Origin of the sequence: Streptomyces sp. NPDC047061 (assembly GCF_040643955.1) — a bacterium.
Lineage (GTDB): Bacteria > Actinomycetota > Actinomycetes > Streptomycetales > Streptomycetaceae > Streptomyces.
In genome coordinates this window covers 82,060-106,383 of record NZ_JBEYVI010000016.1, presented here as the reverse complement: position 1 = coordinate 106,383, position 24,324 = coordinate 82,060, and the positions used below count along the sequence as shown (strand labels likewise).

24 protein-coding genes and 1 pseudogene are annotated in these 24,324 nt (G+C 72.5%); 13 read left to right on the top strand and 12 right to left on the bottom strand.

Annotated elements, in window-relative coordinates; translation table 11 throughout:
- Positions 1–21 precede the first annotated feature (21 nt).
- Positions 22–1,038, bottom strand: a complete 1,017-nt coding sequence (locus ABZ887_RS23525) for a helix-turn-helix domain-containing protein (protein WP_361292500.1) — start codon at positions 1,036–1,038, stop codon at positions 22–24.
- A gap of 254 nt (positions 1,039–1,292) precedes the next feature.
- Here ABZ887_RS23525 and ABZ887_RS23520 point away from each other — a divergent pair, with 254 nt between their 5' ends.
- From ABZ887_RS23520 to ABZ887_RS23510, 3 genes are all read left to right on the top strand, one after another.
- Entirely contained in the window at positions 1,293–3,347 is a 2,055-nt protein-coding gene (locus ABZ887_RS23520; RefSeq protein ID WP_361292668.1) for a molybdopterin cofactor-binding domain-containing protein, read from the top strand.
- A gap of 31 nt (positions 3,348–3,378) precedes the next feature.
- Entirely contained in the window at positions 3,379–3,837 is a 459-nt protein-coding gene (locus tag ABZ887_RS23515; protein WP_361292498.1) for a (2Fe-2S)-binding protein, read from the top strand.
- A gap of 205 nt (positions 3,838–4,042) precedes the next feature.
- Positions 4,043–6,073: a TerD family protein gene (locus ABZ887_RS23510; RefSeq protein WP_361292496.1), complete on the top strand. Its 2,031-nt coding sequence runs from the start codon at positions 4,043–4,045 to the stop codon at positions 6,071–6,073.
- Positions 6,074–6,080: 7 nt separating this feature from the next.
- Here ABZ887_RS23510 and ABZ887_RS23505 read toward each other — a convergent pair whose 3' ends face one another.
- A complete protein-coding gene (locus ABZ887_RS23505) occupies positions 6,081–7,055 on the bottom strand; it encodes an alpha/beta hydrolase (RefSeq protein ID WP_361292494.1) in 975 nt (324 codons plus the stop codon).
- A gap of 225 nt (positions 7,056–7,280) precedes the next feature.
- Between ABZ887_RS23505 and ABZ887_RS23500 the strand changes: the two genes are divergently transcribed.
- Positions 7,281–8,162, top strand: coding sequence for an LLM class F420-dependent oxidoreductase (locus ABZ887_RS23500; RefSeq protein ID WP_361292492.1), 882 nt, complete (start codon positions 7,281–7,283; stop codon positions 8,160–8,162).
- A 120-nt stretch (positions 8,163–8,282) separates the two neighbouring features.
- Here the strand turns inward: ABZ887_RS23500 and ABZ887_RS23495 are convergent, their stop codons facing one another.
- The gene (locus ABZ887_RS23495) at positions 8,283–8,840 is read right to left on the bottom strand and encodes an NADPH-dependent FMN reductase (protein WP_361292488.1); all 558 of its coding nucleotides are present in this window, start codon (positions 8,838–8,840) and stop codon (positions 8,283–8,285) included.
- Between the two features lie 100 nt (positions 8,841–8,940).
- Here ABZ887_RS23495 and ABZ887_RS23490 point away from each other — a divergent pair, with 100 nt between their 5' ends.
- Positions 8,941–9,621, top strand: a complete 681-nt coding sequence (locus ABZ887_RS23490; RefSeq protein ID WP_361292486.1) for a TetR/AcrR family transcriptional regulator — start codon at positions 8,941–8,943, stop codon at positions 9,619–9,621.
- A 1-nt stretch (position 9,622) separates the two neighbouring features.
- Here the strand turns inward: ABZ887_RS23490 and ABZ887_RS23485 are convergent, their stop codons facing one another.
- Both ABZ887_RS23485 and ABZ887_RS23480 read right to left on the bottom strand, forming a co-directional pair.
- Positions 9,623–10,789: an NAD(P)/FAD-dependent oxidoreductase gene (locus ABZ887_RS23485; RefSeq protein ID WP_361292484.1), complete on the bottom strand. Its 1,167-nt coding sequence runs from the start codon at positions 10,787–10,789 to the stop codon at positions 9,623–9,625.
- A gap of 9 nt (positions 10,790–10,798) precedes the next feature.
- Positions 10,799–11,470: a TetR/AcrR family transcriptional regulator gene (locus ABZ887_RS23480; protein ID WP_361292482.1), complete on the bottom strand. Its 672-nt coding sequence runs from the start codon at positions 11,468–11,470 to the stop codon at positions 10,799–10,801.
- A gap of 226 nt (positions 11,471–11,696) precedes the next feature.
- On the opposite strand from ABZ887_RS23480, the gene ABZ887_RS23475 reads away from it, so the two are divergent.
- Positions 11,697–12,743 (top strand): LacI family DNA-binding transcriptional regulator, encoded by a 1,047-nt coding sequence (locus tag ABZ887_RS23475; protein WP_361292480.1) that lies wholly within the window; start codon positions 11,697–11,699, stop codon positions 12,741–12,743.
- A 125-nt stretch (positions 12,744–12,868) separates the two neighbouring features.
- Positions 12,869–14,305: an aldehyde dehydrogenase family protein gene (locus ABZ887_RS23470; RefSeq protein ID WP_361292478.1), complete on the top strand. Its 1,437-nt coding sequence runs from the start codon at positions 12,869–12,871 to the stop codon at positions 14,303–14,305.
- 52 nt (positions 14,306–14,357) lie between these two features.
- On the opposite strand, the gene trxA is transcribed toward ABZ887_RS23470, so the two are convergent.
- On the bottom strand, positions 14,358–14,738 hold the full coding sequence (gene trxA / locus ABZ887_RS23465; protein ID WP_361292476.1) for a thioredoxin: 381 nt from the start codon (positions 14,736–14,738) through the stop codon (positions 14,358–14,360).
- Positions 14,739–14,871: 133 nt separating this feature from the next.
- Between trxA and ABZ887_RS23460 the strand changes: the two genes are divergently transcribed.
- A complete protein-coding gene (locus ABZ887_RS23460) occupies positions 14,872–16,299 on the top strand; it encodes an NAD(P)/FAD-dependent oxidoreductase (RefSeq protein ID WP_361292474.1) in 1,428 nt (475 codons plus the stop codon).
- 119 nt (positions 16,300–16,418) lie between these two features.
- Here ABZ887_RS23460 and ABZ887_RS23455 read toward each other — a convergent pair whose 3' ends face one another.
- Positions 16,419–17,063 carry a peptide deformylase gene (locus ABZ887_RS23455; protein ID WP_361292472.1) on the bottom strand — a complete coding sequence of 215 codons (645 nt, stop codon included), beginning with the start codon at positions 17,061–17,063 and terminating at the stop codon, positions 16,419–16,421.
- Positions 17,064–17,187: 124 nt separating this feature from the next.
- Between ABZ887_RS23455 and ABZ887_RS23450 the strand changes: the two genes are divergently transcribed.
- Complete coding sequence (locus ABZ887_RS23450; protein ID WP_361292470.1) at positions 17,188–18,639, top strand: PepSY-associated TM helix domain-containing protein; 1,452 nt, start codon at positions 17,188–17,190, stop codon at positions 18,637–18,639.
- A 39-nt stretch (positions 18,640–18,678) separates the two neighbouring features.
- Entirely contained in the window at positions 18,679–19,095 is a 417-nt protein-coding gene (locus ABZ887_RS23445) for a BlaI/MecI/CopY family transcriptional regulator (RefSeq protein WP_361292468.1), read from the top strand.
- A 190-nt stretch (positions 19,096–19,285) separates the two neighbouring features.
- Here ABZ887_RS23445 and ABZ887_RS23440 read toward each other — a convergent pair whose 3' ends face one another.
- Entirely contained in the window at positions 19,286–19,657 is a 372-nt protein-coding gene (locus ABZ887_RS23440; RefSeq protein ID WP_361292466.1) for a tetratricopeptide repeat protein, read from the bottom strand.
- A 167-nt stretch (positions 19,658–19,824) separates the two neighbouring features.
- On the opposite strand from ABZ887_RS23440, the gene ABZ887_RS23435 reads away from it, so the two are divergent.
- The gene (locus ABZ887_RS23435; protein WP_361292464.1) at positions 19,825–20,397 is read left to right on the top strand and encodes a dihydrofolate reductase family protein; all 573 of its coding nucleotides are present in this window, start codon (positions 19,825–19,827) and stop codon (positions 20,395–20,397) included.
- 17 nt (positions 20,398–20,414) lie between these two features.
- Here ABZ887_RS23435 and ABZ887_RS23430 read toward each other — a convergent pair.
- Positions 20,415–20,651, bottom strand: a pseudogene (locus ABZ887_RS23430) (endo alpha-1,4 polygalactosaminidase); the annotation flags it as partial.
- A gap of 180 nt (positions 20,652–20,831) precedes the next feature.
- On the opposite strand from ABZ887_RS23430, the gene ABZ887_RS23425 reads away from it, so the two are divergent.
- Both ABZ887_RS23425 and ABZ887_RS23420 read left to right on the top strand, forming a co-directional pair.
- A complete protein-coding gene (locus ABZ887_RS23425; protein ID WP_089106243.1) occupies positions 20,832–21,047 on the top strand; it encodes a hypothetical protein in 216 nt (71 codons plus the stop codon).
- Between the two features lie 138 nt (positions 21,048–21,185).
- The gene (locus tag ABZ887_RS23420) at positions 21,186–22,043 is read left to right on the top strand and encodes a chitosanase (RefSeq protein ID WP_361292462.1); all 858 of its coding nucleotides are present in this window, start codon (positions 21,186–21,188) and stop codon (positions 22,041–22,043) included.
- A gap of 73 nt (positions 22,044–22,116) precedes the next feature.
- On the opposite strand, the gene ABZ887_RS23415 is transcribed toward ABZ887_RS23420, so the two are convergent.
- The 3 genes from ABZ887_RS23415 to ABZ887_RS23405 all read right to left on the bottom strand — a co-directional run bounded on the left by ABZ887_RS23415 (position 22,117) and on the right by ABZ887_RS23405 (position 24,140).
- Entirely contained in the window at positions 22,117–22,923 is an 807-nt protein-coding gene (locus tag ABZ887_RS23415) for an SAM-dependent methyltransferase (RefSeq protein WP_361292460.1), read from the bottom strand.
- A 36-nt stretch (positions 22,924–22,959) separates the two neighbouring features.
- On the bottom strand, positions 22,960–23,178 hold the full coding sequence (locus ABZ887_RS23410) for a DUF397 domain-containing protein (protein ID WP_361292666.1): 219 nt from the start codon (positions 23,176–23,178) through the stop codon (positions 22,960–22,962).
- A gap of 86 nt (positions 23,179–23,264) precedes the next feature.
- Positions 23,265–24,140, bottom strand: coding sequence for a helix-turn-helix transcriptional regulator (locus tag ABZ887_RS23405; RefSeq protein ID WP_361292458.1), 876 nt, complete (start codon positions 24,138–24,140; stop codon positions 23,265–23,267).
- Positions 24,141–24,324: the final 184 nt, after the last annotated feature.

The window sequence follows — 24,324 nt, the reverse complement described above, 5'->3', positions numbered from 1 at the left end:
TGCTGATCGGCTGGTGATCGATCACTGACTTTCCATCAGGTGGTGCATGGTGAGGGCGAGTTGGAGCCGGAACCGGCCCTGCGGGGTGCGCACCGACCAGCCCAGCAGATGCTCGGCGTGCGTCAGCCGGTCCTGGAGCGTGGAGTGATGGACGCTGATCTCGGCGGCCGCCGCCCGCAGGCTGGCCGTCGACGCGATCGCGTGCAGCGTGCGCAGCATCCAGGGCGCGTCCGCCGCGGCGGCCCGCACGGCACGGACGTCCGGCGCCGGTTCCGCACCGGGTACGACGAGATCGGCGAGCAGCGCGACCCCGCCCAGTTCGTCGGCGTGCACGACGGGCGGGCCGCCGGGCTCCCGCGCGCCGCCGTCGGAGGCGAACCGCAGCGCGGTGCGGGCCGCCGACCAGGACCGGGGGAGGTCCACGGCGGCCACCGCCGTCCCCACGCCCGCACGTCCCGCGGGCAGGGCGGATGTCGGTCCGTCGGCCACGATCCGGGGCGGTCCGCCGGCCACCGCCACCGCACGGAACCGTGCCTCCGGGTCGGCGGTGTCCAGGCCGAGCCGACGGGCCGCGTGCAACCGGGCCGGTAGCGGGGCGCCCGCGTCCAGGACCGTCTCGACCAGCGCGGGGTCGTCCGGCCGTGGCCCCGGGGCCCGCCCCCGGGTGCGGTCGAGCACGGACCGTACGGCCGCCGAGGCCCGCTCCAGGATCACCGCGTCGACGACACTGGGACCGTCGGCCCCGGCCCGCTCCAGCCACAGCGCCGGCGGCCCGTCCGGCAGCAGCGGCGCACACGGCCACCCGGGCTCGGGCGCGCCCACCACGTCCGTCCGGCGTCCGTCCGGCTCCACCCGCAGCCGGACCCGCCGCTCCTCGTCGGCCAGCCGCGCCGGACACCCCGCGAGCACGGCGGCCCCGCGCACCAGCGCCTCCAGACCGGCCCGGGTCTCGGCCAGCCGGTCGAAGTAGGCGATGACCGCGACGGCGGCCCCGGCATCCGGGTCCACCGCGGCCAGCCGCCCCGCCAGCTCTTTCATACGGCCATGATGCGCCATCCGGCCGTACGACGAGGAGAGCCCGGCACGGCAGGCAACCCCCGCGCCCGCCCGCCCCTCCTAGCTGTCGAGGCATAACACCGACACAGAGCCCCCTGGGCAACCGACGCAGAGCCCTCTGGACAACCGACACAGAGCCCCCTGGGCAACCCACACAGCGCCCCTGGACAAGGAGCCCCCGCTTGGACCGCAACGAGCCCCCGCGGGCCGCCGCCGGACCGTCCCGCCGGAGATTCATGGTCTACACGGTGGCCGCGGCCACCCTCACGGTCGCCGCCCCGCTCGGCTGCGACACCCCGCGGGCCGACGGCGCCACCCCGGCGTCCGACGTCCTGGTCACCGGCACCGACGAGGAGATGCTCGTCCTGGAGATCACCGCCGCCAACGAGGTCGTCGTACGGCTGCCCCGGGTCGAGGTCGGCCAGGGCATCACCACCGCCGTCGCCATGATGATCGCCGAGGAACTGGACGCCCGCCTCGCCGACGTCCGGATCCCGCTCGCCGACGCCCGCAGCAGGGGCAACCAGTACACCGGCGGATCGAGTTCGGTCAGTTCGCTGTACGGCCCGGCCCGGCAGCTGGCCGCCACCGCGCGCGCCAGGCTGGTGACCGCGGCCGCCCGCCGCTGGCGGCTCCCGGCGCGCATCCTGCGCACCTGGAACACCATGGTCGTGGCCCCCGACGGCCGGACCGCCACCTTCGGCTCCCTCACCGCGAGCGCCGCCCGGATCCGCACCCCGGACGTGTCGAGCAAGCCCAAGCCGGCCTCCCGGCACCGGGTGATCGGGAAGCCGACGACCAGGATCGACGCCCGGGACATCGTCACAGGCGCCGCGAAGTACGCCGGCGACCTGGCGGTGGCGGGTGCGAAGCCGACCGTGGTGGCCCGGCCGCCGACGCTGCGCGGCAAGCTCGTCTCCCTCGACGACACGGCGGCCCGCGCCCTGCCCGGCGTCCACGCGGTGGTGAAGATCCCCGGCGGGGTCGCCGTCGTGGCGGACACCTTCCACCACGCCTTCCAGGCCCGCGACGCGCTCCGGATCACCTGGGCCGACGGCCCGCTGGTGTCCCTGTCCGACAAGGAGATCCGGGCCCGGCTGCGGGCCGCGGTGCCCCGGCTCGGTACCCCGCCGCACGGAACGACCCAGATCGAGGGCGAGTTCGCGTTCGCGTTCGTCAGCCATGCCCCGATGGAGGTGCTCACGGCCGTCGCCGACGTCCGCGCCGACCGGGCCGAGCTGTGGTTCGCCACCCAGACCCCGATGGAGGCCCGTGAGACCGTCGCCGGCCTGCTGGGGCTCTCGAAGACCGCCGTACGGGTCCATGTGATGCGCGGCGGCGGCTCGTTCGGGCGGCGGCTCAACTTCGACCAGGCGACCGAGGCGGCCCTCATCTCCAAGGCGGCCCGTCGGCCGGTGAAACTGATGTGGAGCCGCAACGACGACATCCGGCACGGCAGGATGCGCCCCGCCGACCACCACCGGATCCGGGCCAGCGTCGCAGGCGGCCGGGTGGTGGCCTTCCAGCACATGTCGGCCTCGGTGGGGGAGTCCTCCGACGAGCAGGGCCTGACCGCGAAGTCCGGTGCGGTACGGCCGCTGCCCAGCGACAGCGGGCTGTACAACTTCGGCCGGGTGGGCGGCGATTCGGGCGGCATCGAACTGCCGATACCGCTCGGCGCCTGGCGCTCGGTGGATTCCGGGACCATGCGCACGGCGGAGGAGATCGTCGTCGACGATATCGCCCGCGCGCTGGGCCGGGACCCGGTCGCCTTCCGCCGTACCACCCTGCGCAGCAGGACGGTGAAGGCCGTCCTCGCCAAGGCGGCCGCCGCCGGGCACTGGGGGCGCCGGATGCCCGCGGGCACCGCCCAGGGTGTCGCCGTCCACGAGGAGTACGGGTCCGCCGTGGCCTGCCTGGCCGAGATCGACGCCACCGACCCGAAGAACCCCCGGGTCACCAAGGTGGTGATGGCCGCCGACGTCGGTACGGCCGTCAACCCGCGGGGCCTTCAGGCGCAGCTCATGGGCACCGCCGTCGACGGCATCTCCACCGTGCTGCGCGCCGGGCTGCACATCGACCGGGGCGCGGTCCGCGAGGGCAGCTTCGCCGACTTCCACTACGCCCGCCAGCGGCACGCCCCGCTGGAGTTCGAGGCGCACATCATCCCGTCCGGCGGGGAACCGGGCGGCGCCGGCGAACTCGGCGTCCCCGCGGCGGCGGGCGCGGTCGCCAACGCCTACGCCCGCGCCACCGGCCGCAAACCCCGCAGCTTCCCCCTCGACTTCTGACCACCGCCTCCCCAACTCCCAGAAGGCACCGATGCGTTCGTATTCGTTCGTCCTCAACGGCAAACCGGTGACGGTCGAGGCCCCCGCCGACATGCCCCTCCTGTGGGTCCTGCGCGACCTGCTCGGCGTCACCGGCCCCAAGTACGGCTGCGGGGTGGGCGTCTGCCGCGCCTGCACCGGCCACCTGGACGGGGCGGAGATCCAGCCGTGCACGGTCCCGGTCGCCGACTGCGCGGACCGGGCGGTCACCACCATCGAGGGCCTCGCCGACGGCGACACCCTGCACCCCGTCCAACAGGCCTGGCTGGAGTGCGACGTGGCCCAGTGCGGCTTCTGCCAGCCCGGCCAGATCATGGCGGCCGTCGCCCTCCTGAAACGCACCCCGCACCCGACGGACGCCGACATCGACGCCATCGAGAACGTCTGCCGCTGCGGCACCTACTCCAGGATCAGGGAGGCGATCAAGAAGGCGGCGGCGAACGGGGGTTGAGTCCCGGCCCCGCTCCTCCCACCCCGACGCGCGAACGGCGACCGAAGACACCCGGGCATGGACGATCGGCCGACGCCTCCGCAACCGCCCTCGCCCGATCGGTCAGGGTCGCAAAAAATCGGTCGGTTTCGTACCGAAGTCACCGTCGAGCTCGGTGCGCACTACAGTTGGCCGCGCTCAACGGTGGGGTTTCTGGGGGAGATTCATGCAGGAAATGGCGAAGGGGTCGAATGTCACGTTGTCGGCCCTGAGCGAGAACGTGGGCTCGGTCGTCGTCAGCCTGGGCTGGGTCAGCCCGAGCGGCGAGGGCGACGCGGATGTGTCGGTCCTGCTCGTCGGCTCGAACGGCACCGTGCGCGGGGACTGCGACTTCTACTTCTACAACAACCCGGTGGCAGCCGACGGCAGCGTGCAACTGCTCGGCAAGACGCCCACGGAGACGGGGGACGAGGACCGGATCGGCTTCGACCTGACCGCCGTACCGCAGGACGTCGACCGGATGGTCGTCGCGGCGAGCCGCTACCAGGACGCGCGCTTCGGCGAACTGGAGAACCTCACGGTCACACTGGCCGACGCGGCGGGCGATCCGCTGCTCCGGTTCACGGTCGAGGACGCCGACGCGGTGAGCGCCGTCATCTTCGGGGAGCTGTACCGGCGGTCGGGCGAGTGGAAGTTCCGGGCCGTCGGCCAGGGGTACGCCGCCGGACTCGCCGGTCTCGCCACCGACTTCGGCGTGGACATCGACGACGACGCCGAACCTCAGGACGCGCCGCCGGACCCCGCCGACGACGAACACGCGGACCCCGTACCGGAGGTCGGGAAGCCGGCCCCGAACCTGGACGGCGTCCCGGCGCCGCGTCCGCCCGCGGACGAGGCCGCGGTGAAGAAGCCTGCCGCCCGTCCCCGCACGGCGAAGAAGAAGGTCACCCTGCCGAAGACGGCCAGGAAGTCCCTCGCGGAGAACGAGTCCTGGCGGGAGGCCCGGCTCTTCCCCGTCTCCGCCCTCAAGAGCGACCGGGACCGCGAGACACGCGCCACCTCGGTCCTGCTGTCGGTGATGGCCCAGGTACCCGAGTTCGGCCGGCGGCTCACCGCGGGCTTCGGCGCACCCGCCGGACGCATGGAGACGTACACCGAGGTGTCCCTGCCGCACGGCGACACCCCGCGGCGGCCCGACGGAGTCGTGCGCGTCGAGCGGGCCGGCAAGCTGTGGACGGCGCTGGTCGAGACGAAGACCAACGGCAACGCCCTGAAGGCCGACCAGGTGCAGGCGTACATGGACATCGCGGCCCGGCGCGGCTACGAAGCCGTGATCACGCTGTCGAACGACGTCGCCCTCGACGGCAGCCCGCTCGTGGACGTCAAGATCGACGGCCGGCGCAAGCACAAGGTGGCGCTGCGGCACCTCTCCTGGGCCGAAGCAGCCCACCAGGCCCGGATGCTGCTCCGGCACGAGGGCGTCGGCAACAAGGCGCATGCCTGGCTCCTCCAGGAACTGCTGCACTACCTCCAGCACGAGAACTCCGGCTGCCACGGATTCCAGAACATGGGCCCCGCGTGGGTCCCGGTGCGCAACGGCATCGAGGACGAGACCCTGTGCGAGGGAGATCCGCGCGCGCTCGACGTGGTGGAGAGCTGGGAACGGCTCATCCGCCAGGTCTGTCTGGGCCTGGGCGGCGAACTCGGCCAGAAGGTGCTCCCGGTCCGCGGTTCCCGGGGCGGCCGGGACCCACGGGAGCGCCGCAGCCTCCTCGCCGACCGGCTGTGCAGCCAGGGAAGGCTCCAGGCCGAGCTGCGCATCGAGGGGGCGCCCGGCGTCCTCGCGGTCACCGCCGATCTGCGCACCGGCAGGCTCCGTACCTCCCTGGAGGTGCCGGCCCCCGAGCAGGGCTACCCGCTGAGCTGGGCCAAGCGGCTCGTGCGGTCCCTCGCGGAGGCGCCGGCCGACCTGCACATCGAGACCCTGGTCGAGGGCGACACCGCCGGACCGCGCGGCACGCTCGAACGGCTCCGGCCCGAACCGGCCGACCTGCTGCCCAAGGCGGACGGTGCCCGGATCACCGGCTTCCGGCTCTCGCTCCTCAAGGGCATGGGCAGTGGCCGGGGAAGCGCCGAGACCGGGTTCATCCGCAGCGTCGACGACGCCGTACAGCGGTTCTACGGCACGGTGGCGGTCCACCTCGACCGGATGACGGACCGCCGGACCCCCGCACGTCAGCCCGTGTCCACCGGCTGACCCCCGCTCAGCGCGCCAGCAGCCGGCGCAGCCAGTCCACGTGGGCCGCCCTGGCCGACTGGGACAGGGCGGCCTGCGGGGCGAACCCGTCGAAGCCGTGGAAGCCGCCGGGCCAGACGTGGAGTTCGGCGACGCCGCCGGACTGCCAGATGCGGGAGGCGTAGGCGACGGTCTCGTCGCGGAAGGTTTCGGCGGAGCCGACGTCGAGGAAGGCCGGGGGGAGGTTCGTGAGGTCGGTGGCGCGGGCCGGGGCCGCGTAGGGGGAGACGCCGGGGCCGCCGCGGTCCTCGCCCAGCAGGGCGGTCCAGCCGGTGTCGTTGGACGTGCGGTCCCAGACGCCGAGGCCCTTCATCTGGTGGCTGGACGGGGTGTCGTTGCGGTCGTCGAGCATCGGGCACATGAGCATCTGGCCGATCACGGACGGACCCTGACGGTCCCTCAGGAGCAGGGCCAGGGCCGCGGTGAGGCCGCCGCCCGCGCTGGCGCCGACGATCACGATCCGTTCCGGGTCGCCGCCGATCTCCTTCGCGTGCTCCGCCGTCCACAGCAGCCCGGCGTACACGTCCTCCACCGGCGCCGGATGCGGATGCTCGGGCGCCAGCCGGTACTCCACCGACACCACCACCGCGCCCAGCTCCTTCGCCCAGGCCAGCGGGACGTCCAGCCCCACCCGGTTGTTGCCGAGCACCATGCCGCCGCCGTGCACGTGGTAGATCACCGGCAGCGGACCGGGCGCGGAGGCGGCGACCGGGCGGCAGATCAGGAGGGAGATCTCGGGGGCGTCCAATGGGCCGGGCACCGTGCGCTCCGCCACCTCGAACGCCCCGTCCATGGTGAGGTCCAGCTCGGCGAGCAGCCGGATGCCCTCGCCCTCCCGGATCGCGGTGATGTCCGCCATCGTGAACGCCGGAGAGATCACGTCCTTGATCAGCTCCAGGGCGGCGGAGAGCTCGGGGTCGAACGGGGGCGGTACGGCGGTCATGGCGGCTCCTCGCGGTGGTGCGCTGCGGCTCGTACGCACATGATCCGTGTGGACGGGTGATGCCCGGGGGCCGCCGGACGGCGGAAGCTCCCCGCCATCCGGCGGGTGCCGGTCCGCGGAGGTGCCCGCGACACGTCGGACCGCCGGTGCCGGGCTTGACTTCGAGTGTGCTCCAGGACCTAGCGTCGAGGAGGCAGACGACGTAACGCGGAACGGAGAACGGGCATGCGTGTGGGTGTGCACATCAACCGGTTCAACCACCCCGGGGGCGGACCCGCCCTCGGCGCCGAGCTCGCCGCCGCCGGTGCCGCGGCCGAGGCGGCGGGCGTGAGCTGGGTCTCGGTGATGGACCACTACTTCCAGATGGAGTTCAACGGCGGCGCCGAGGACCCCATGCTGGAGGCCTACACCACCCTCGGCTACCTCGCCGGCCGCACCTCCACCGTGCAGCTCGGCGCCCTGGTGACCGGTGTGACGTACCGGCACCCCGGGCTCCTCGCCAAGATCGCCACCACCCTGGACGTGGTGTCGGGCGGCCGCGCCACCCTGGGCATCGGCGCCGCCTGGTACGACCGTGAGCACCACGGACTCGGCGTGCCCTACCCGTCGATCTCGGAGCGCTTCGAGCGGCTGGAGGAGACGCTCAGGATCTGCCTGCAGATGTGGGACCCGGAGAACAACGGCCCGTTCGAGGGCCGGTACTACCAGCTCGCCGAGACGCTCTGCGTTCCCGCGCCGGTGAGCACCCCGCACCCCGAGATCATGATCGGCGGCCAGGGGGAGAAGAAGACCCTGCGCCTGGTCGCCCAGTACGCCGACGCCTGCAACCTCATCCCCTCCTCCCCGGAGGAGCTGCGGCACAAGCTCGAGGTGCTGCGCGGCCACTGCGACACCGTCGGGCGGGACTACGACACCATCCGCAAGACCATCGCCTACGGCGCCGAGCCGGTCACCGCGGGCGACCTGGACGCCTTCACCCGGGACATCGAGGGCTACGCCAAGCTCGGCGTCGACACCGTCATCCTGTCCCCGCGCCTGGGCGAGACCTCGGGTTGGATGGAGACCTTCGCCGCTCCGGCCGTCCAGCGGCTCGCCGGGATCGAGTGACGGGGCGGAAGCGACGAGGCGGGACCGACGAGCGGGACCGACGGGGCGGGACCCGGGAGACGCGAAAGGGGCCGGCGAAGTGCCGGCCCCTTTCGGGCGGTGCCTTGGGCAGGTGGTGCCTCAGGCGGCCACGCCCACGTTGCCGTGCAGGCGGGCGACGACCTCGGTCAGCTGGGCGGCGACCTCGGTGTCGTCGGCCGGGTGGGTCTCGGCGAAGCGGACCACTGAGCCGGGGATGGAGAGCTTGATGTCCTCGATCACCTTGCCGCCGGCGATGCCGACGGCCTTGCGGGCCTCGTCCTGCGCCCACACGCCGCCGTACTGGCCGTAGGCGGTGCCGATGACGGCGACCGGCTTGCCGCCGAAGGTGCTGGCGCCGTACGGGCGGGACAGCCAGTCGATGGCGTTCTTCAGCACGGCCGGGATGGTGCCGTTGTACTCGGGGGAGAAGAGCAGGAAGGCGTCGGCGGCCTGGGCGGCCTCGCGCAGCTTCGCGGCGGCGGCCGGGAGGCTGTCCGCGACGTCGATGTCCTCGTTGTAGAACGGGATGTCGGCCAGGCCCTCGAAGACCTCGACCACAGCACCCTCGGGGGCGAGCTTGACGGCCGCCTCGGCGAGCTGGCGGTTGTGCGAACCGGCACGAAGGCTGCCGACGAGCGCAAGGATGCGGACAGACATGGGGAACTCCAGGGGGGTGAAACACTGCCGTTACGAATCCGGACCGAGGTCCGCTTAATTTCTAACACCATAAGCGGACTCCGGTCCAGTTCTGTTCCCCATGCTTTACGCTGTCTTCATGTCCAGCGTCCTGCCGCCCCTCCCGCAGCCCCAGGAGCCCTTCGACGCCCCGCAGTTGCTCGAGGTCGGGCCGGCTCCCGAGGAGCCGTGCCTGCGTGCCGACGCGGCCCGCAACCGTGCCCGGCTGCTGGAGGCCGCCGCCCGGCTGATCGCCGAGCACGGGGTGGCCGGCGTGACCATGGAGGCGGTGGCCGCGGCCGCCGAGGTGGGCAAGGGCACGGTCTTCCGCCGCTTCGGCGACCGCACCGGACTGCTGATGGCGCTGCTCGACCACTCCTCGCGGCAGCTCCAGGCGGACTTCCTGGGCGGCCCGCCGCCCCTCGGCCCCGGCGCCCCGCCGGTCGACCGGCTCCGGGCGTTCGGCGTCGCGGTGCTCTACCGCTCGGCGGACCAGCTGGACCTCCAGCTCGCCGCCCAGCCCGAGCCCACCCGGCGCTATGCCAATCCGCCGATCCAGGCGCTGCGCACGCACATCACCATGCTGCTGCGGCAGATCGAGCCCGGCGCCGACTGCGAACTGCTGGCCCAGACGCTCCTCGCGTATCTCGACCCCGCCCAGATCCACCATCTGACCAGGCAGTGCGGGATGCCGATGGAGCGCCTGGAGGCCGGCTGGACCGACCTGGTCGACCGCGTCACGCGGACGGCGCCGACCCGCTGAGTCACGCGGACGGAGCCGACCCGCCGTCCTCCGCCCGGCCGCCGGTGAACATGTCGACCAGGCCCCGCGGCGCGTCGGCACGGAACAGCACGTCCCCGCCCTGGGCGGAGTCCGCCGCGGACCGTTCGGCGCGCGCGAACATCTTCTCCTCGTAGGCGGCCAGGGCGGCCTCGGGGTCGTCCGGGTGTGCCACGAGCGCGAGGCCCAGGTCGGCGCCGTCGATCAGCGCCAGGTTGGCGCCCTCGCCGGCGAACGGCGACATCAGGTGCGCGGCGTCGCCGAGCAGCGTGACCCCGGGGGTCCGGTCCCAGCGGTGACCGATCGGCAGGGCGTGGATCCGCCGCGGCACCAGTGTGCCCTCGGCGTCCGCGACCAGGGCCCGCAGGCTCTTGTCCCAGCCGTCGAAATGATCGAGCACGGCCCGCCTGGCCGCATCGGCGTCGCTGAAGTCGATCCCGTCCAGCCACTCCTCGGGCGCCTCCACCGCCGTGTAGACGTGCAGGCTGCCGTCGCTCTCCCGGTGGGCGAGAAAACCCCGGCCCGCGCCGAGCGCGAAGAGCATGCCGCCGCCGACCACCTGGGCGCTCACCGGATGCCGTACGTCCGCGTCCGGCAGGTCCGTCTCCACGAACGAGATCCCGGTGTACGCGGGCACCGCGGCCGAGACCAGCGGGCGGATCCGGGACCAGGCGCCGTCCGCGCCGACCAGCAGATCGGTCGTGAAGGAGCCGCCGTCCTCCAGGGTCACCTCGTGCCGGCCGCCGCCGAGCGGGCGGGCGCCGGTGACCTTCGCGCCCCAGCGGATCACGCCCTCGGGCAGGGAGCCGAGCAGCAGCCGGCGCAGCTCGCCCCGGTCGATCTCCGGCCGTCCGCCGGTGCCGTCGTCGGGCTGGTCCAGCAGGACCCGGGCGTCCTTGTCCAGCACCCGCGTCGCCTCGCCGCCCGCGTGGACGTGCGCCAGGAACGCGTCGTGCAGCCCGGCCGCGCGCAGTGCCACCTGGCCGGTGTCGTCGTGGATGTCGAGCATGCCGCCCTGGGTGCGGGCCGCGGGGGAGGCGTCGAGGTCGAAGACGGCCGCCTCGACGCCGTGCACCCGCAGCACCCGGGCGAGCGTGAGCCCGCCGAGTCCGGCTCCGACGATCGTCACGGGGTGGTGGGGAGTGGACATGAGGGTCTCCTAGTCATGGGGTTCGGGTACGGCGGTGTGCTCGATGCCGTTGATCAGGGCCTGGAACGCCCAGGACACGCGGGCCTCGGGCGCGCCCGACAGAAGGGCCCCGGAGGCGGCGGCGATGTGCGGATGGGTACGGGACGACACCTCGCCCAGCGCCCGGCCGAGGGAGTCCCAGTCCTCCTGGGACGCCCCGCCCGCGTGCTCGGCGGCGGTCGCGGTGGCGCGCTGGAGCAGCAGGTCGACGCCCCAGGCGGCGCGCTCGCGCGGCACCCCGCCCTCGTCGAGCAGGCCCAGCAGGGTCTCGATCAGGTTCAGGTAGTGCGGGCCGCTCGGCCAGGAGGTCAGCGCGGACCGGGCCAGGCTCGGATGCTCCAGGAGCATCGTGGTGTAGGCGACGAGCACCTGCTCCAGCCGCTCCCGCCAGCCGCCCTCCGCCGGGGCCGGGCCCACGGTGCCGAGCAGCTCGTCCAGGACCGCCGCGTGCAGCTCGGCGGTGTTGCGGACGTAGACGTACAGCGAGGCCGGGCCGGTGTCGAGCTCCTGGGCCAGGCGCCGCATGGTGACCTTCTGCAGGCCCTCGGCGCGCAGGATCTCCACGGCGGCGGCGACGATGCCCTCCCTGGTCAGGGCGGGCTTGGCGGGACGCTCCCGACGGGAACGGGGAGTTGCTGGCATGCGTTCCACTGTAACGAACATGTTCGTTGCGAACAAGTTCGGGACGAACGTGTTCGTCCATGCGTGCGTGATTCCGACGATGCGACTAGCCTGCTGATCGGATGGCGTGACGAGTCGGCTCATCAGGTGGTGCGACGAGCCCGCGCTTCGGATGATCTAGGTCTCAACTCGTCGAACCCTCAACCACCTTGCCCCGCCGGTCCCCCCTCCCCGGGCTTCTGCCAAGATGCCGTACGTCATGGTGCACATCCCGAAACCGCCCTCGGCAGCGTCGCCGGTCCCGCGCTCGGTCCCCACGAGCGCCGATGTGGCCCGCCTGGCGGGCGTCTCCCGCGCGACCGTCTCCTACGTCCTGAACAACACCAGTGCCGTCCGGATCAGCGAGCCCACCCGCCGCCGGGTCCACGAGGCCGCGAAGGAACTCGGCTACGTCCCCCACGCGGCCGCCCGCAGCCTGCGCGCCGGCCACAGCCGGATGGTGCTGATGCCCGCCCCGGCCATCCCGATGGGCCCGCTGTACGGGCAGTTCATCAACGAACTCCAGTGGGCCCTGAGCCGCCTCGACTACACGGTCGTCCAGTACGGCACCGCGGGCCTGCGCGGTGACGAGGCCGCCCGCGCCTGGGCCGAGCTCAGGCCGGTCGCCGTGCTGGTTCCCGACGCCGAACTCGGCCCCGAGGGCGTCGCGATCCTCAAGCGGGCCGGTGCCCGCGCCGTGGTCACCTTCGGCCCCGAACGCGTCGAGGGCGCCCACGCCCTGCTCATGGACAACGACGCCGTCGGCCGCTGCGCCGGCAGCCACCTGTATGCCCGCGGCAGGCGCCGGATCGGCGTGATCGTCCCCGAGGTGGCCGGCCTGGAGATGTATGCGCGGCCACGCCTCGAAGGCGTACGCCAGGCCCTGCGCGGCACCGACGCCGAGGTGACCGGGCTGCCGCTCGGCTACACCGAGCAGTCCGCGGCCGAACTCGCCGCCCGCTGGCGCGAGTCGGGGATCGACGCGGTGTTCGCGTACAACGACGAGTACGCGATGCTCTTCATGCGCGCCCTCCAGGACGCGGGCGTCCGCATCCCCGAGGACACCGCGGTCCTCGGCGCCGACGACCTCATGCTCGGCCGGCTGCTGCGGCCCCGGCTCTCCACGATCCACATCGACCTGCCCTCCGGCCGCGACCTCGCCGAACTGGTCGACCGCGTGGTGCGCGACCCCGGCGGCGAACCGGAGATCCACCCGGCGCTCGGCGCCTCGGTGGTCCAGCGCGAGTCCAGCTGATGGGCGACCCTGGTCGGGGGCGGTGCTTTTCCGGGCCCCCTGACTAGGATGTTGCGCGCTCAACCAAAACGGCTCATGGGCGTGCCGTGGGCCGCGCAATCCCGGTGATCGATCGGAGAGCCGTCATGCCGTTGCCCGACCCGAAGACCTGGCAGGCCAGCGCCCTGTCCGGCGCGCAGTACGAAGTCACCGAGCCCGCCACCGGCGACACGCTCGGCACGGTCGCCCTGGCCGCCCCCGCGGACGTCGCCAAGGCCGCCACGGCCGCCCGCGCCGCGCAGCGCGACTGGGCCCGCGCACCGCACTTCGTCCGGGCCCAAGTCCTGCGCAGGGCGGGCGACTTGTTCACGGAGCACGCCGACGAACTGCGCGAGTGGATCGTCCGTGAGTCCGGCTCCATACCCGGCAAGGCGGACTTCGAACTGCATGTCGCCGCCCAGGAGTGCTACGAGGCCGCCGCCCTCGCCTCCCGCCCGGCCGGCCAGGTACTGCCCAGCGAGGCGCCCCGGCTGTCGTACACCCGCCGGGTCCCGGTCGGTGTCGTCGGGGTGATCTCGCCGTTCAACGCGCCGCTGATCCTGTCCATCCGCTCGGTCGCGCCCGCCCTCGCCCTCGGCAACGGGGTCCTTCTGAAGCCCGATCCGCGCACCGCCGTCTGCGGCGGGCTCGCGCTCGCCGCGGTGTTCGCGGAGGCCGGACTGCCCGAGGGGCTGCTGCACGTGCTGCCCGGCGGGGCCGACGTCGGCGCGGCGCTGGTCGAGGACCCGCTGGTGCCGGTCATCTCCTTCACCGGCTCGACCGCCGCGGGCCGCGCGGTCGGCGAGGCCGCGGGCCGCCTTCTCAAGCGCGCCCACCTCGAACTCGGCGGCAACTCCGCCCTGATCGTCCTGGAGGACGCCGACCTCGACGCGGTGATCTCCACGGCCGCCTGGGGGTCCTTCTTCCACCAGGGCCAGATCTGCATGACCACCGGACGGCACCTGGTGCACGCCTCGCTGGTCGAGGAGTACGTCGAACGCCTGGCCGCCAAGGCCGACTCGCTCGCCGTCGGCGACCCGTACCGCGAACAGGTCCACCTCGGCCCGATCATCGACGCCGGTCAACTCGCCAAGATCCACGGCCTGGTGGAGTCCAGCACCGCCCGGGGCGCACGGCTCGCCGCCGGCGGCACCCACGAGGACCTCTTCTACCGGCCGACGGTCCTGACCGGGGTCGACGACCGCACCCCCGCCTACGCCGAGGAGGTCTTCGGCCCGGTCGCGCCCGTCCGGGCCTTCGCCGACGCGGACGAGGCGGCCGCCCTCGCGGCCGACAGCTCCTACGGTCTCTCGCTCGGCATCGTCACCCGGGACGCCGCTCGCGGCCTGGACCTCGCCGAGCGCATCCCCACCGGCATCGTCCACATCAACGACCAGACCGTGAACGACGAGGCCGTGGCCCCCTTCGGCGGAGTCGCCGCCTCCGGCACCGGAGCCCGGTTCGGCGGCGAGTCCAACCTGGAGGCCTTCACGGACGTGCGGTGGACGACCGTACGCGGGGAGGTGGCACCGTACCCCTTCTGATGCCTGTCAGGTTCTCGTGCCTGTCAGGACCCCTGACTTCCGTCAGGGGGTCTCACTCGGCCTGAGCGCTGCCCTGCTGCGCGGCGATGCTCTTGCGGACCTCGTCCATGTCCAGCTTGCGGGCCTGGCCGATGACGTCCGTCAGGGCGGCCTCCGGCAGGGCGCCCGGCTGCGCGAAGACGGCGACCTGGTCGCGCACGATCATCAGGGTCGGGATCGACTGGATGCCGAAGGCCTGGGCCAGCTCCGGCTGCGCCTCCGTGTCCACCTTGCCGAACACCAGGTCGGGGTTGTCCTGCGCGGCCTTCTCGTAGACCGGGGCGAACATCCGGCACGGGCCGCACCAGGCCGCCCAGAAGTCGATGAGAACGAACTCGTTCTCGGTGACCATCTGGTCGAAGTTCTCCTTGGTGAGTTCCACGGTGCTGCTCATGCGTGCTTCCCTCTTCCTGACGTGGGGGGCGCCCCGGGACGGGACGGAACCGTCCGCACAACATGTCCGGCCGGGCAGGTATTCCGCCCCTACCCGTGTGGCCCGGGCGCACACCACCGGCAAGACTGACCCCATGACGGAAACGGAATCCATCGCTTACGACGTCGTGGTGCTCGGGGCCGGGCCCGTGGGGGAGAACGTCGCCGACCGCACCCGTGCGGCCGGCCTCACCACCGCGGTCGTGGAGAGCGAACTCGTCGGCGGCGAATGCTCGTACTGGGCGTGCATGCCCAGCAAGGCCCTGCTGCGCCCGGTCATCGCCCAGGCCGACGCCCGGCGCCTGCCCGGCCTCGCCCAGGCGGTCCAGGGCCCCCTCGACACCCCGGCGGTCCTCGCCCGCCGCAACTACTTCACCTCGAACTGGAAGGACGACGGTCAGGTCGCCTGGCTGGACGGCATCAGCGCCGACCTGTACCGCGGCCACGGCCGGCTCGCCGGACCCCGCACGGTCACCGTGACCGGCCCCGACGGCACCCTCACCACCCTCACGGCCCGGCACGCGGTGGCCGTCGCCACCGGCACCCGCGCCCAGCTGCCCGACCTGCCCGGCCTCGCCGAGGTGAAGCCCTGGACCAGCCGCGAGGCCACCAGCGCCCAGGAGGCACCCGGCCGGCTGGTCGTCGTCGGCGGCGGTGTCGTCGCCACCGAGATGGCCACCGCCTGGCAGGCCCTCGGCTCCCGGGTCACCCTCCTGGTCCGCGGCAAGGGCCTGCTCAACCGCATGGAGCCGTTCGCCGGCGAACTCGTCGCCGAGGCGCTGAAGGAGGCCGGCGTCGACGTCCGCATCGGCACCTCCGTGGAGTCGGTGACCCGCGAGAACGGCACGGTGGTGGCCGTGACCAACACCGGTGACCGCATCGAGGCCGACGAGATCCTCTACGCGACGGGGCGCGTCCCGCACACCGACGACATCGGCCTCGACACGATCGGCCTGGAACCGGGGTCCTGGCTGTCGGCCGACGACACGCTCCTGGTCGAGGGCACCGACTGGCTCTACGCCGTCGGGGACGTCAACCACCGGGCGCTCCTCACCCACCAGGGCAAGTACCAGGCCCGGATCGCGGGCGCGGCGATCGCGGCGCGCGCCGCGGACACGCCGGTCCTGGACGGGCCGTGGGGTGCGCACGCGGCCACCGCCGACCACCACGCCGTACCGCAGGTCGTCTTCACCGACCCGGAGGCGGCGGCCGTCGGGCTCTCCCTCGCGGAGGCGGAGCAGGCCGGGTACCGAGTGCGCGCCGTCGACGTCGAGTTCTCCTCCGTGGCCGGGGCGGGACTGTACGCCGACGGCTACAAGGGGCGCGCCCGGATGGTCGTCGACCTGGACGCGGAGATCCTGCGCGGCGTCACGTTCGTGGGGCCGGGGGTGGGCGAGCTGATCCACTCGGCGACGGTCGCCGTGGCCGGGGAGGTGCCGATCAGCCGGTTGTGGCATGCGGTGCCGTCTTATCCGACGTTGAGCGAGGTGTGGCTGCGCCTGTTGGAGGCGTACCGGGGCTAGGGCCGAAGGGCGAGGAAGGGGCGCGTGGGTCGTCTGCGGGCCGGTGGGGGCTGGTCGCGCCCACGCGGCGAAGCCGCATATCGGATACAGCCCCGCGCCCCTGACGGGGCGCTGTGCGCTCAGGTCAGTTCGAAGCCCAGCTCCTCTGCCGCCGTCGCCGGAGTCGGCTGGGTCCAGCGGGCCGCCATCGCCTCGTTCGACGACAGTGAGCGCAGCTCCGCGCGGTCCAGGTACAGCATGCCGTCGAGGTGGTCGGTCTCGTGCTGGACGATGCGGGCCGGCCAGCCCGTGAACTCCTCGTCGAGCGCGCGGCCGTGCTCGTCCGCGCCGGTCAGCCGGACGCTCGCGTGCCGGGCCACCACCGCCTGCCAGCCCGGCACGCTCAGGCAGCCCTCGAAGAACGCGGCGCGGGCGGTGCCGACGGGCTCGTAGGCCGGGTTGACCAGCACCCGGTACGGCTGCGGGACCCGGCCCCGGGCCGCCGCGACCTCCGTCGGCACCGTTGCCGGGTCCTCGATCACGGCGATCCGGAGCGGGACGCCGACCTGGGGCGCGGCCAGGCCCACGCCCGGGGCCGCGTGCATGGTGACGCGCAGCGCCTCGACGAACCGGGCCAGCAGGGCCGGGGCCAACTGGCCGTCGTACGGCTCGGTTCCACGCCGCAGGACCGGGTCGCCGGCCGCGACGATGGGCAACGGGCCGCCCAGGCCGAGGAGTTCCTCGACCCGTTCGGCAAGGGGTGCGCGATCACGGGGAGATGCCATCGCGCCAGCATGCCATGGAGACGAGTGTGACACGGGTCACTTCGAATGCCGGGAACTCGGGCCCCGCGCCCTCCGACTACTGGACCGTCACCGCTCAGCCCCGAGTCCCCGGAGAAGCCCGCCGATGCCCACCGCTTCCTCGACCTCCCCCAATCCCGGCTCCGCCCGATCGGGGGGACCCCCATCGGACGAGGCCCCGCAACCCACCGTCCCGGCCGCGTCCCCGAGCCGCTGGGCCCCGCTGCGCCCCCTCGTCCTGCGCCTGCACTTCTACGCCGGCGTCCTGGTCGCCCCCTTCCTGCTCGTCGCCGCCACCACCGGCCTGCTGTACGCCTTCTCCTTCCAGGCCGAGAAGCTGATGTACGCCCATGAGCTGACCGTCCCGGTGGGCGAGACCAGGCTGCCGGTCTCCGAGCAGGTCGCCGCCGCCCGCAAGGCCCACCCCGAGGGCACGGTCTCCGCGATACGCCCGGCGCCCGAGGCGGACGCGACCACCAGGGTGCTGCTCTCGGGCGTCGCGGGCGTGAACCCGGACCACACCCTCGCGGTGTTCGTCGACCCGTACACCGGCAAGGTGCGCGGCGCGCTCGAACAGTACGGCTCGACGGGCGCACTCCCGCTGCGCACCTGGATCGACGAACTCCACCGCGACCTCCATCTCGGCGACACCGGGCGGCTCTACAGCGAGTTCGCGGCGAGCTGGCTCTGGGTGATCGCGGGCGGCGGCCTGGTGCTCTGGTTCTCCCGGCGACGGGCGCTGCGCAAGGTGCGCGGCACCAGCGGGCGGCGGCGCACGCTGGGCCTGCACGGCACCGTCGGCGTCTGGGCCGCCGCCGGTTTCGTCTTCCTCTCGGCGACCGGCCTGACCTGGTCCACCTACGCCGGCGCCAACATCGACGAACTGCGCACCTCCCTGGGCCAGGCCACCCCGTCCGTCTCGGCGGCGGCCGCGAGCGGCGGCGAGCACGCCGGACACGGCACGGCGGCCGGGACCGGCGGGGACGCCGAGCACGGCGTCGGCCTGGACAAGGTGCTCGCCGCCGCCCGCGCCGAGGGGCTCGGCGACCCCGTCGAGATCGTCCCGCCCGCCGACGCGAACAGCGCCTACGTGGTCAGGCAGGTGCAGCGCAGCTGGCCCGAGAAGCAGGACTCCGTCGCCGTCGACCCGAGCACCGGCGAGGTGACCGACGTCCTGAGGTTCGCCGACTACCCGCTGCTCGCCAAGCTCACCCGCTGGGGCATCGACCTGCACACCGGCATCCTCTTCGGCCTCGTCAACCAGCTCGCCCTGGCCCTGCTCGCGCTCTCCCTGATCCTGCTGATCCTGTGGGGCTACCGCATGTGGTGGCAGCGCGGCCGCGGCTCGTCCTTCGGCCGGCCGATCCCGCGCGGGGCCTGGGCGGAGGTCCCGCCGTACCTGCTCGTCCCGGCGATGGCGGTGATCGCGGTCCTCGGCTACTTCGTGCCGCTCCTCGGGATCCCGCTGGCCGCCTTCCTCGCCGTGGACATCGTCCTCGGCGAGATCGCGCACCGTGGCGGGCAGCGGTCCTACGGGCGGGGCGCCGGCGTGAAGTAGCGTGGACAGACACGCTGACGCCGGAGGGAGACGGGGACCATGGCGCGGGCCCGGCGGGGGCAGGGGGAGCTCGAGGGCCAGGTGCTGGGCGCGCTGCGCGACGCCGGCGGGCCCGTCACCGCCGCCTGGGTGCAGGAGCGGCTCGGCGGCGACCTCGCCTACACCACCGTCGTCACCATCCTGACCCGGCTGCTCGCCAAGGACGTCGTCGCCCGCGAGCGGCACGGCCGCTCCTTCCTGTGGACGCCCACCGCCGACGTGGCCCGGCTCGCCGCCCTGCGGATGCGCCGGCTCCTCGACGGCGAACGGGACCGTGAGGCCGTGCTCACCAGCTTCGTCACCGCCCTGCCGCCCGGTGACGAGCAGGTGCTGCGGGCCCTGCTGGAGGCCGCCGGACCGGGCCTGGTGAACACTCGGAACGTCTCGCCCGCGGACCACGGCGGTACGGAGGACTGACCGCCCATGGGGGTCTTCGTCTTCCTGCCCCTGGTCCTGCCGCTCACCGCGTGACCCGTCGCCCGGCCGGCCGGCGGCCGGCCCGCCACGTTCACCGCGGTCGGCCTCGCGTTCCTGGTCCTGCAAGCCGCCACCCCGCTGTGACGGCCGGAGGGCCCCCGGAGATCCGGGGGCCCTCTTCGGTCACTGCTCATTCCTTCGGGAAGTCCCCGGCCAGCGCCGAGGCGATCCGCAGATGCGGCTCCGCCTCCTCGTGCCGGGCCTGCCGCTGGAGCGTTCGGCCCAGCATCAGCCGGGCGTAGTGCTCCACCGGGTCGCGCTCGACGATCTCGCGCAACTCGGCCTCCGCGCGGCGCAGTTGGGCCGAGTGGTAGTAGGACCGCGCCAGCAGCAGCCGGGGACCGGTCTGCTCCGGAGCCTCCTCGACCAGCCCGGCCAGCACCCGGGCCGCGCCCGCGTAGTCCTCGGCGTCGAAGAACAGCTGGGCCCGCGCCCACCGTTCGGCGGCGGTTCCCTGGTCGTAGTACGGCGTGTCGTATGCCGTGTCGTACGTCGTGTCCACTCTGACCTCCTTCGGCGCTGACAACAGACCGAGTTGGTTGAAAATTCCACCAATCCCGCAAGGGGTCGATCGACCGACAAGATGAGTTTCCTTGACAATTTTATTTGTCGGTTGGAGGCTGGTACCGCGGAGAACCGCACCAGACCCGAGACGGCGAGGAAACCCCGATGCGTACCCTGATCAGCACTGCCTTCATCTCTCTCGACGGTGTCGTCGAGGGCCCGGGCGGCGAGCCCGGCTACCGGAACTCCGGGTGGACCTTCAAGGACGTCGAGTTCGCTCCCGAGGCCTTCGAGATCAAGGAGCGGGAGCAGAAGGAGTCGGCCGCGGTCCTGCTGGGCCGGGCCAGCTACCAGGCGTTCAGCCCGGTGTGGCCGGACATGGCGGAGTTCGCGCACTACCGGACGCTGCCGAAGTACGTCGTCTCCACCACGCTCGCCGAGGGTGACCTGGTGTCGAACTGGGGCGAGACCACGATCCTGCGCTCGCTCGACGAGGTCGCCGCCCTGAAGGAGACCGAGGGCGGCCCGGTCATCGTCCACGGCAGCGCCGCGCTCAACCACGCCCTGTCCGACGCGGGCCTGATCGACCGATACCACCTGCTCGTCTACCCGCTGCTGCTCGGTGCGGGAAAGCGGCTGTTCAGCGCCTCGGACAAGGACACCCAGAAGCTGAAGCTGGTCGAGCACGAGGTCTACTCGAACGGCGTGCAGAAGAACGTCTTCGACGTCGTCCGCTGACCCGGCCCGCGCCGCCGTCAGCAGGGCTCGCGCCACACCCCCAGGTCGAGCTTCTTCCGCATGGACGACAGACCCAGCCGCCGGGACTCGGCGCAGAAGGCGCTGGTCGGTTCCCCGTACTCCACGTGGAAGACCGCCTTGCCCGCCTTGACGAACGGGGTCAGGCGCGCGCATTCGTCGTACTGGCCGCACTCCTCGTTCACCGCGAAGTCGAAGTCGGCGAGCAGCCGTGGGATCTGCGCGAGGTCGTGGCGCGTATCGGATGCACCGAACCGCCGTCCCGTCACTCCGCCCCCGAAACTCTCGGCCAACCGCCGAATTCAGGCCCCACCCGCCGGAGCGGCCTCCCGGAGGGCCTCGTCACCGTTCGCGGGCATCCGCCGGGTGGCCCTGTTCGCGGCATGATCCGTGCCGTCAGGGGGCATGCGGTCACTATGGAAGGCGCGCCTGTGATCGTGCAGCCGCCGGGCCCCGACGGCGGCCGGCGGGTCACCATCCGCGGAGAGTACGTCGGCATCGCGTACCACCTGCTCGACGTCGTCGAGTTCCTGCGTCGCGCCGGGCTGCCCGAGGCCAGTACGACGGTCGATGACCCCGAGCTGATCGAGTGGCGCGGCATCGGGCCGAAGGCATGGACCGCCACCGGCTGACCCGCGCCGCACGCCCCGGACCGCACCGCGGACTTGTTCGACTCTACGAACTTTCTGTGTGACGGGTACACATCAGCGCCCGCTACTGATAGGAAACCTTCCTAACGGAACTCTCCCCAACCCCCCACTGGAGCCCCTGTGCGGAATCCGAACGACACCACCGCCACGAACCCCGTCCTGACCTCCCGCCGTACCCTGCTCGCCCTGCTGGGCGCGTCCGCCGTCGGTGCCGGAGCCGTGCTGCTGCGCCCGGCACACGCCTCCGCCGCCGCCCCGGCCGCGAGCTGTGTGGGCCTCGACGACCCGGCGAAGAAGGAGATCGCCATGAAGCTGGTGTCGAGCGCGGAGAACTCCTCGCTCGACTGGAAGGCGCAGTACAAGTACATCGAGGACATCGGCGACGGCCGCGGCTACACCGCCGGGATCATCGGCTTCTGTTCCGGCACCGGCGACATGCTCGACCTCGTCCAGCTCTACACCGACCGCAAGCCCTCCAACGTGCTCGCCAAGTACCTGCCGGCGCTGCGCCGGGTCAACGGCACCGACTCGCACAGCGGCCTCGACCCGAACTTCCCCGCCGACTGGCGCAAGGCCGCCCAGGACACCGCCTTCCAGCAGGCCCAGAACGACGAACGCGACCGCGTCTACTTCAACCCGGCCGTACAGCAGGGCAAGACGGACGGGCTGGGCACGCTGGGGCAGTTCACCTACTACGACGCCATCGTCATGCACGGCGACGGCGACGACGCCACCAGCTTCCGCAACATACGCAAGCGCGCCCTCGCCAAGGCCAAGCCGCCGGCCCAGGGCGGCAACGAGACGACGTACCTCAACGCCTTCCTCGACGCCCGGGTGTGGGCCATGAAGCAGGAGGAGGCGCACAGCGACACCACCCGGGTCGACACCGAGCAGCGGGTCTTCCTGAACAAGGGCAACCTGTGCCTGAACATCCCGCTGGACTGGAAGGTGTACGGCGACAGCTACCACATCGGCTGACGGCCCCCGGGCTGTCGTACCGCACCCCCATGCGGTACGACAGCCCAGAGGCGCTTCCCCCCTCGCAGTGGTCCTACGGCTTGATGCCCACCCCGGTCCACAGACTGACCTCCGCGTCGGTGGCGGTCGGCTCGGTGTCCGGGCGCCAGCGGTGGCCGACCGAGACGCCGGGATCGAGCAGTTCCAGCCCGTCGAAGAAGCGCGCCACGTCCGTTCGCGAGCGGAACTGCACCGGCGTTCCGGCGTTGTTGTAGATGTCGGTGACCTTCTGCCAGGTGTCCGGGTCGAAGTCGGGCGTGCAGTGGCTCAGGGCGAGTGCGCTGCCCGAGGGCAGCACGTCGAGCAGCCGGCCGACGATGCCGTACGGGTCCTGCGCGTCCGTCACGAAGTGCATCAGGGCGTTGAGGGAGAGCGCCACCGGTCGGCCGAGGTCCAGGACCTCCGCCAGTTCAGGGGCGTCGAGCAGTGACTGCGGGTCGTTGACGTCCGCCTCGATGTAGGTGGTTCGGCCCTCCGCCGTGCTGCGCATCAGCCGCTCGGCGTACTTGAGCACCAGCGGGTCGTTGTCGGCGTACACCACCCGGGCGTCGGGGGCCACGGACTGGGCCACCTGGTGCAGGTTCGGCTCGGTGGGGATGCCGGTGCCGATGTCCAGCCACTGCCGGATGCCGTGCTCGCGCGCGACGACGCGGGTGGCCCGGTGCATGAAGGCACGGTTCTCCCGCGCGCACACGAAGATGCCCGGGTAGGCGGAGGCCACGGTCTCGGCCGCCTGCTTGTCGACCTCGAAGTGGTCCTTCCCCCCGAGGTAGTAGTCGTACATGCGGGCGGAGTGGGGCCTGCTGGTGTCGATGTCCCGGGCCACGGGCGAGTTGGTCATCCTGAACCTTTCAGAGGGGGGAGCGTGGGGGAGGGGTCAGCCGGTGGTCAGGTGGTCGGCGAGGCCGCGTTTGACCCCCGCGACGAACGCGTTGATCTCCTCCGGGGTGTAGATCAGCGCGGGGCCGGCCGGATCCGTCGACTGGCGCAGCGCGATCCTGCCGTCGGCGAGCTGCTTCGTCTGCACGCACTGACCGCCGTTGGGGCCGCTCCAGGGCGACTCCCAGCCCTGTTCCCCCAGGTCCGATGCGGGCATGCCGTTGTACACGTCGTGGGCGCTGCCGTCGAAGGAGGTGTTGAAGGTGGTGTCGCAGGAGGAGTCGAAGGAGGAGTCGAAGGTGGTCATGAGTACTCCTTGCGCATGCGGTTCAGGAGCGCCCTGCTGTGTGCGTCGGAGGTCAGCAGGGACATGCGGTTGTGCGCCTCCAGGTGGGCGACGACGTCGGAGCGCTGGTCCAGGTACATCGCGCCGGAGAGGACCTCGGTGTAGACGACGTCCGGCAGTTCGGGCTCGGCGAAACGGAAGTAGGTGAACGGTGCGCACACGCCCACATGGGCACCGGCGGTGAACGGCACGACGTCGACGCTGACGTGCGCCAGCTCCGAGGCCTCCAGGAGCCGTTCGATCTGCCCGCGCATCACCTCGGGCCCGCCGACCACCCGGTGCAGGACGGCCTCCTCCATCACCACCCACAGCGTCGGCGCGTCGGAGCGCTCCAGCAGGACCTGACGGCGCAGCCGCAGGTTCACCCGCCGCTCCAGGTCCTCGTCGCTGTCGTTCGGGAAACCGCCGCTGAGCACGTGACGCGCGTACTCCCGGGTCTGCAACAGCCCCGTGGCGTAGTGCGGCTCGTAGGTGCGCAGGGTCTTCGCACCGGTCTCCAGGCTCACATAGGCGCTGAACCAGGTGGGCAGCACATCCCGGTACGTGTGCCACCAGCCGGGCTCGTTGGCCCGCTCGGCGAAGGCGACGAACTCCTCCCGCTCCTGCCGGTCGGCACCGTAGGTCTCGAGGAGTTTCTCCACATAGAGGGGCTTGAGCGTCACCTCCGCCTTCTCCAGCCGGCGGATGGTCAGGGGGGTGACCCGAAGCGCCCGTGCCGCGTCCTCCAGTGACACGCCCGCGCCCAGCCGCCGCTCCTGGAGCCTGCGGCCCAGGATCATGCGGAGAACGGTGGGCGCACTGGTGGTGCCCGCGCTCGAACGGCCTTCGCTCACGCCCTTACCTCCTGAGGGACTGTCACCCGGACGAGTGTGACAGGCACTTGATGAAGCGACCAGACCGATACCGACATCCTGAAATTATCAGGGAGTCGGTTGCAGCATGAACTTGCCTGCGCGCATGATTACTTGAGTAAATCGCGGTCACGGCCACGGGCGATGCCCCGCTCCCCGTGCGGTC

Excerpts from the sequence above, each read along its gene's own strand:
- ABZ887_RS23525 (WP_361292500.1), bottom strand. The coding sequence starts at position 1,038 with ATGAAAGAGCTGGCGGGGCGGCTGGCCGCGGTGGACCCGGATGCCGGG.
- ABZ887_RS23520 (WP_361292668.1), top strand. The coding sequence starts at position 1,293 with ATGGTCTACACGGTGGCCGCGGCCACCCTCACGGTCGCCGCCCCGCTC.
- ABZ887_RS23515 (WP_361292498.1), top strand. The coding sequence starts at position 3,379 with ATGCGTTCGTATTCGTTCGTCCTCAACGGCAAACCGGTGACGGTCGAG.
- ABZ887_RS23510 (WP_361292496.1), top strand. The coding sequence starts at position 4,043 with ATGCAGGAAATGGCGAAGGGGTCGAATGTCACGTTGTCGGCCCTGAGC.
- ABZ887_RS23505 (WP_361292494.1), bottom strand. The coding sequence starts at position 7,055 with ATGACCGCCGTACCGCCCCCGTTCGACCCCGAGCTCTCCGCCGCCCTG.
- ABZ887_RS23500 (WP_361292492.1), top strand. The coding sequence starts at position 7,281 with ATGCGTGTGGGTGTGCACATCAACCGGTTCAACCACCCCGGGGGCGGA.
- ABZ887_RS23495 (WP_361292488.1), bottom strand. The coding sequence starts at position 8,840 with ATGTCTGTCCGCATCCTTGCGCTCGTCGGCAGCCTTCGTGCCGGTTCG.
- ABZ887_RS23490 (WP_361292486.1), top strand. The coding sequence starts at position 8,941 with ATGCTTTACGCTGTCTTCATGTCCAGCGTCCTGCCGCCCCTCCCGCAG.
- ABZ887_RS23485 (WP_361292484.1), bottom strand. The coding sequence starts at position 10,789 with ATGTCCACTCCCCACCACCCCGTGACGATCGTCGGAGCCGGACTCGGC.
- ABZ887_RS23480 (WP_361292482.1), bottom strand. The coding sequence starts at position 11,470 with ATGCCAGCAACTCCCCGTTCCCGTCGGGAGCGTCCCGCCAAGCCCGCC.
- ABZ887_RS23475 (WP_361292480.1), top strand. The coding sequence starts at position 11,697 with ATGCCGTACGTCATGGTGCACATCCCGAAACCGCCCTCGGCAGCGTCG.
- ABZ887_RS23470 (WP_361292478.1), top strand. The coding sequence starts at position 12,869 with ATGCCGTTGCCCGACCCGAAGACCTGGCAGGCCAGCGCCCTGTCCGGC.
- trxA (WP_361292476.1), bottom strand. The coding sequence starts at position 14,738 with ATGAGCAGCACCGTGGAACTCACCAAGGAGAACTTCGACCAGATGGTC.
- ABZ887_RS23460 (WP_361292474.1), top strand. The coding sequence starts at position 14,872 with ATGACGGAAACGGAATCCATCGCTTACGACGTCGTGGTGCTCGGGGCC.
- ABZ887_RS23455 (WP_361292472.1), bottom strand. The coding sequence starts at position 17,063 with ATGGCATCTCCCCGTGATCGCGCACCCCTTGCCGAACGGGTCGAGGAA.
- ABZ887_RS23450 (WP_361292470.1), top strand. The coding sequence starts at position 17,188 with ATGCCCACCGCTTCCTCGACCTCCCCCAATCCCGGCTCCGCCCGATCG.
- ABZ887_RS23445 (WP_361292468.1), top strand. The coding sequence starts at position 18,679 with ATGGCGCGGGCCCGGCGGGGGCAGGGGGAGCTCGAGGGCCAGGTGCTG.
- ABZ887_RS23435 (WP_361292464.1), top strand. The coding sequence starts at position 19,825 with ATGCGTACCCTGATCAGCACTGCCTTCATCTCTCTCGACGGTGTCGTC.
- ABZ887_RS23425 (WP_089106243.1), top strand. The coding sequence starts at position 20,832 with ATGGAAGGCGCGCCTGTGATCGTGCAGCCGCCGGGCCCCGACGGCGGC.
- ABZ887_RS23415 (WP_361292460.1), bottom strand. The coding sequence starts at position 22,923 with ATGACCAACTCGCCCGTGGCCCGGGACATCGACACCAGCAGGCCCCAC.
- ABZ887_RS23410 (WP_361292666.1), bottom strand. The coding sequence starts at position 23,178 with ATGCCCGCATCGGACCTGGGGGAACAGGGCTGGGAGTCGCCCTGGAGC.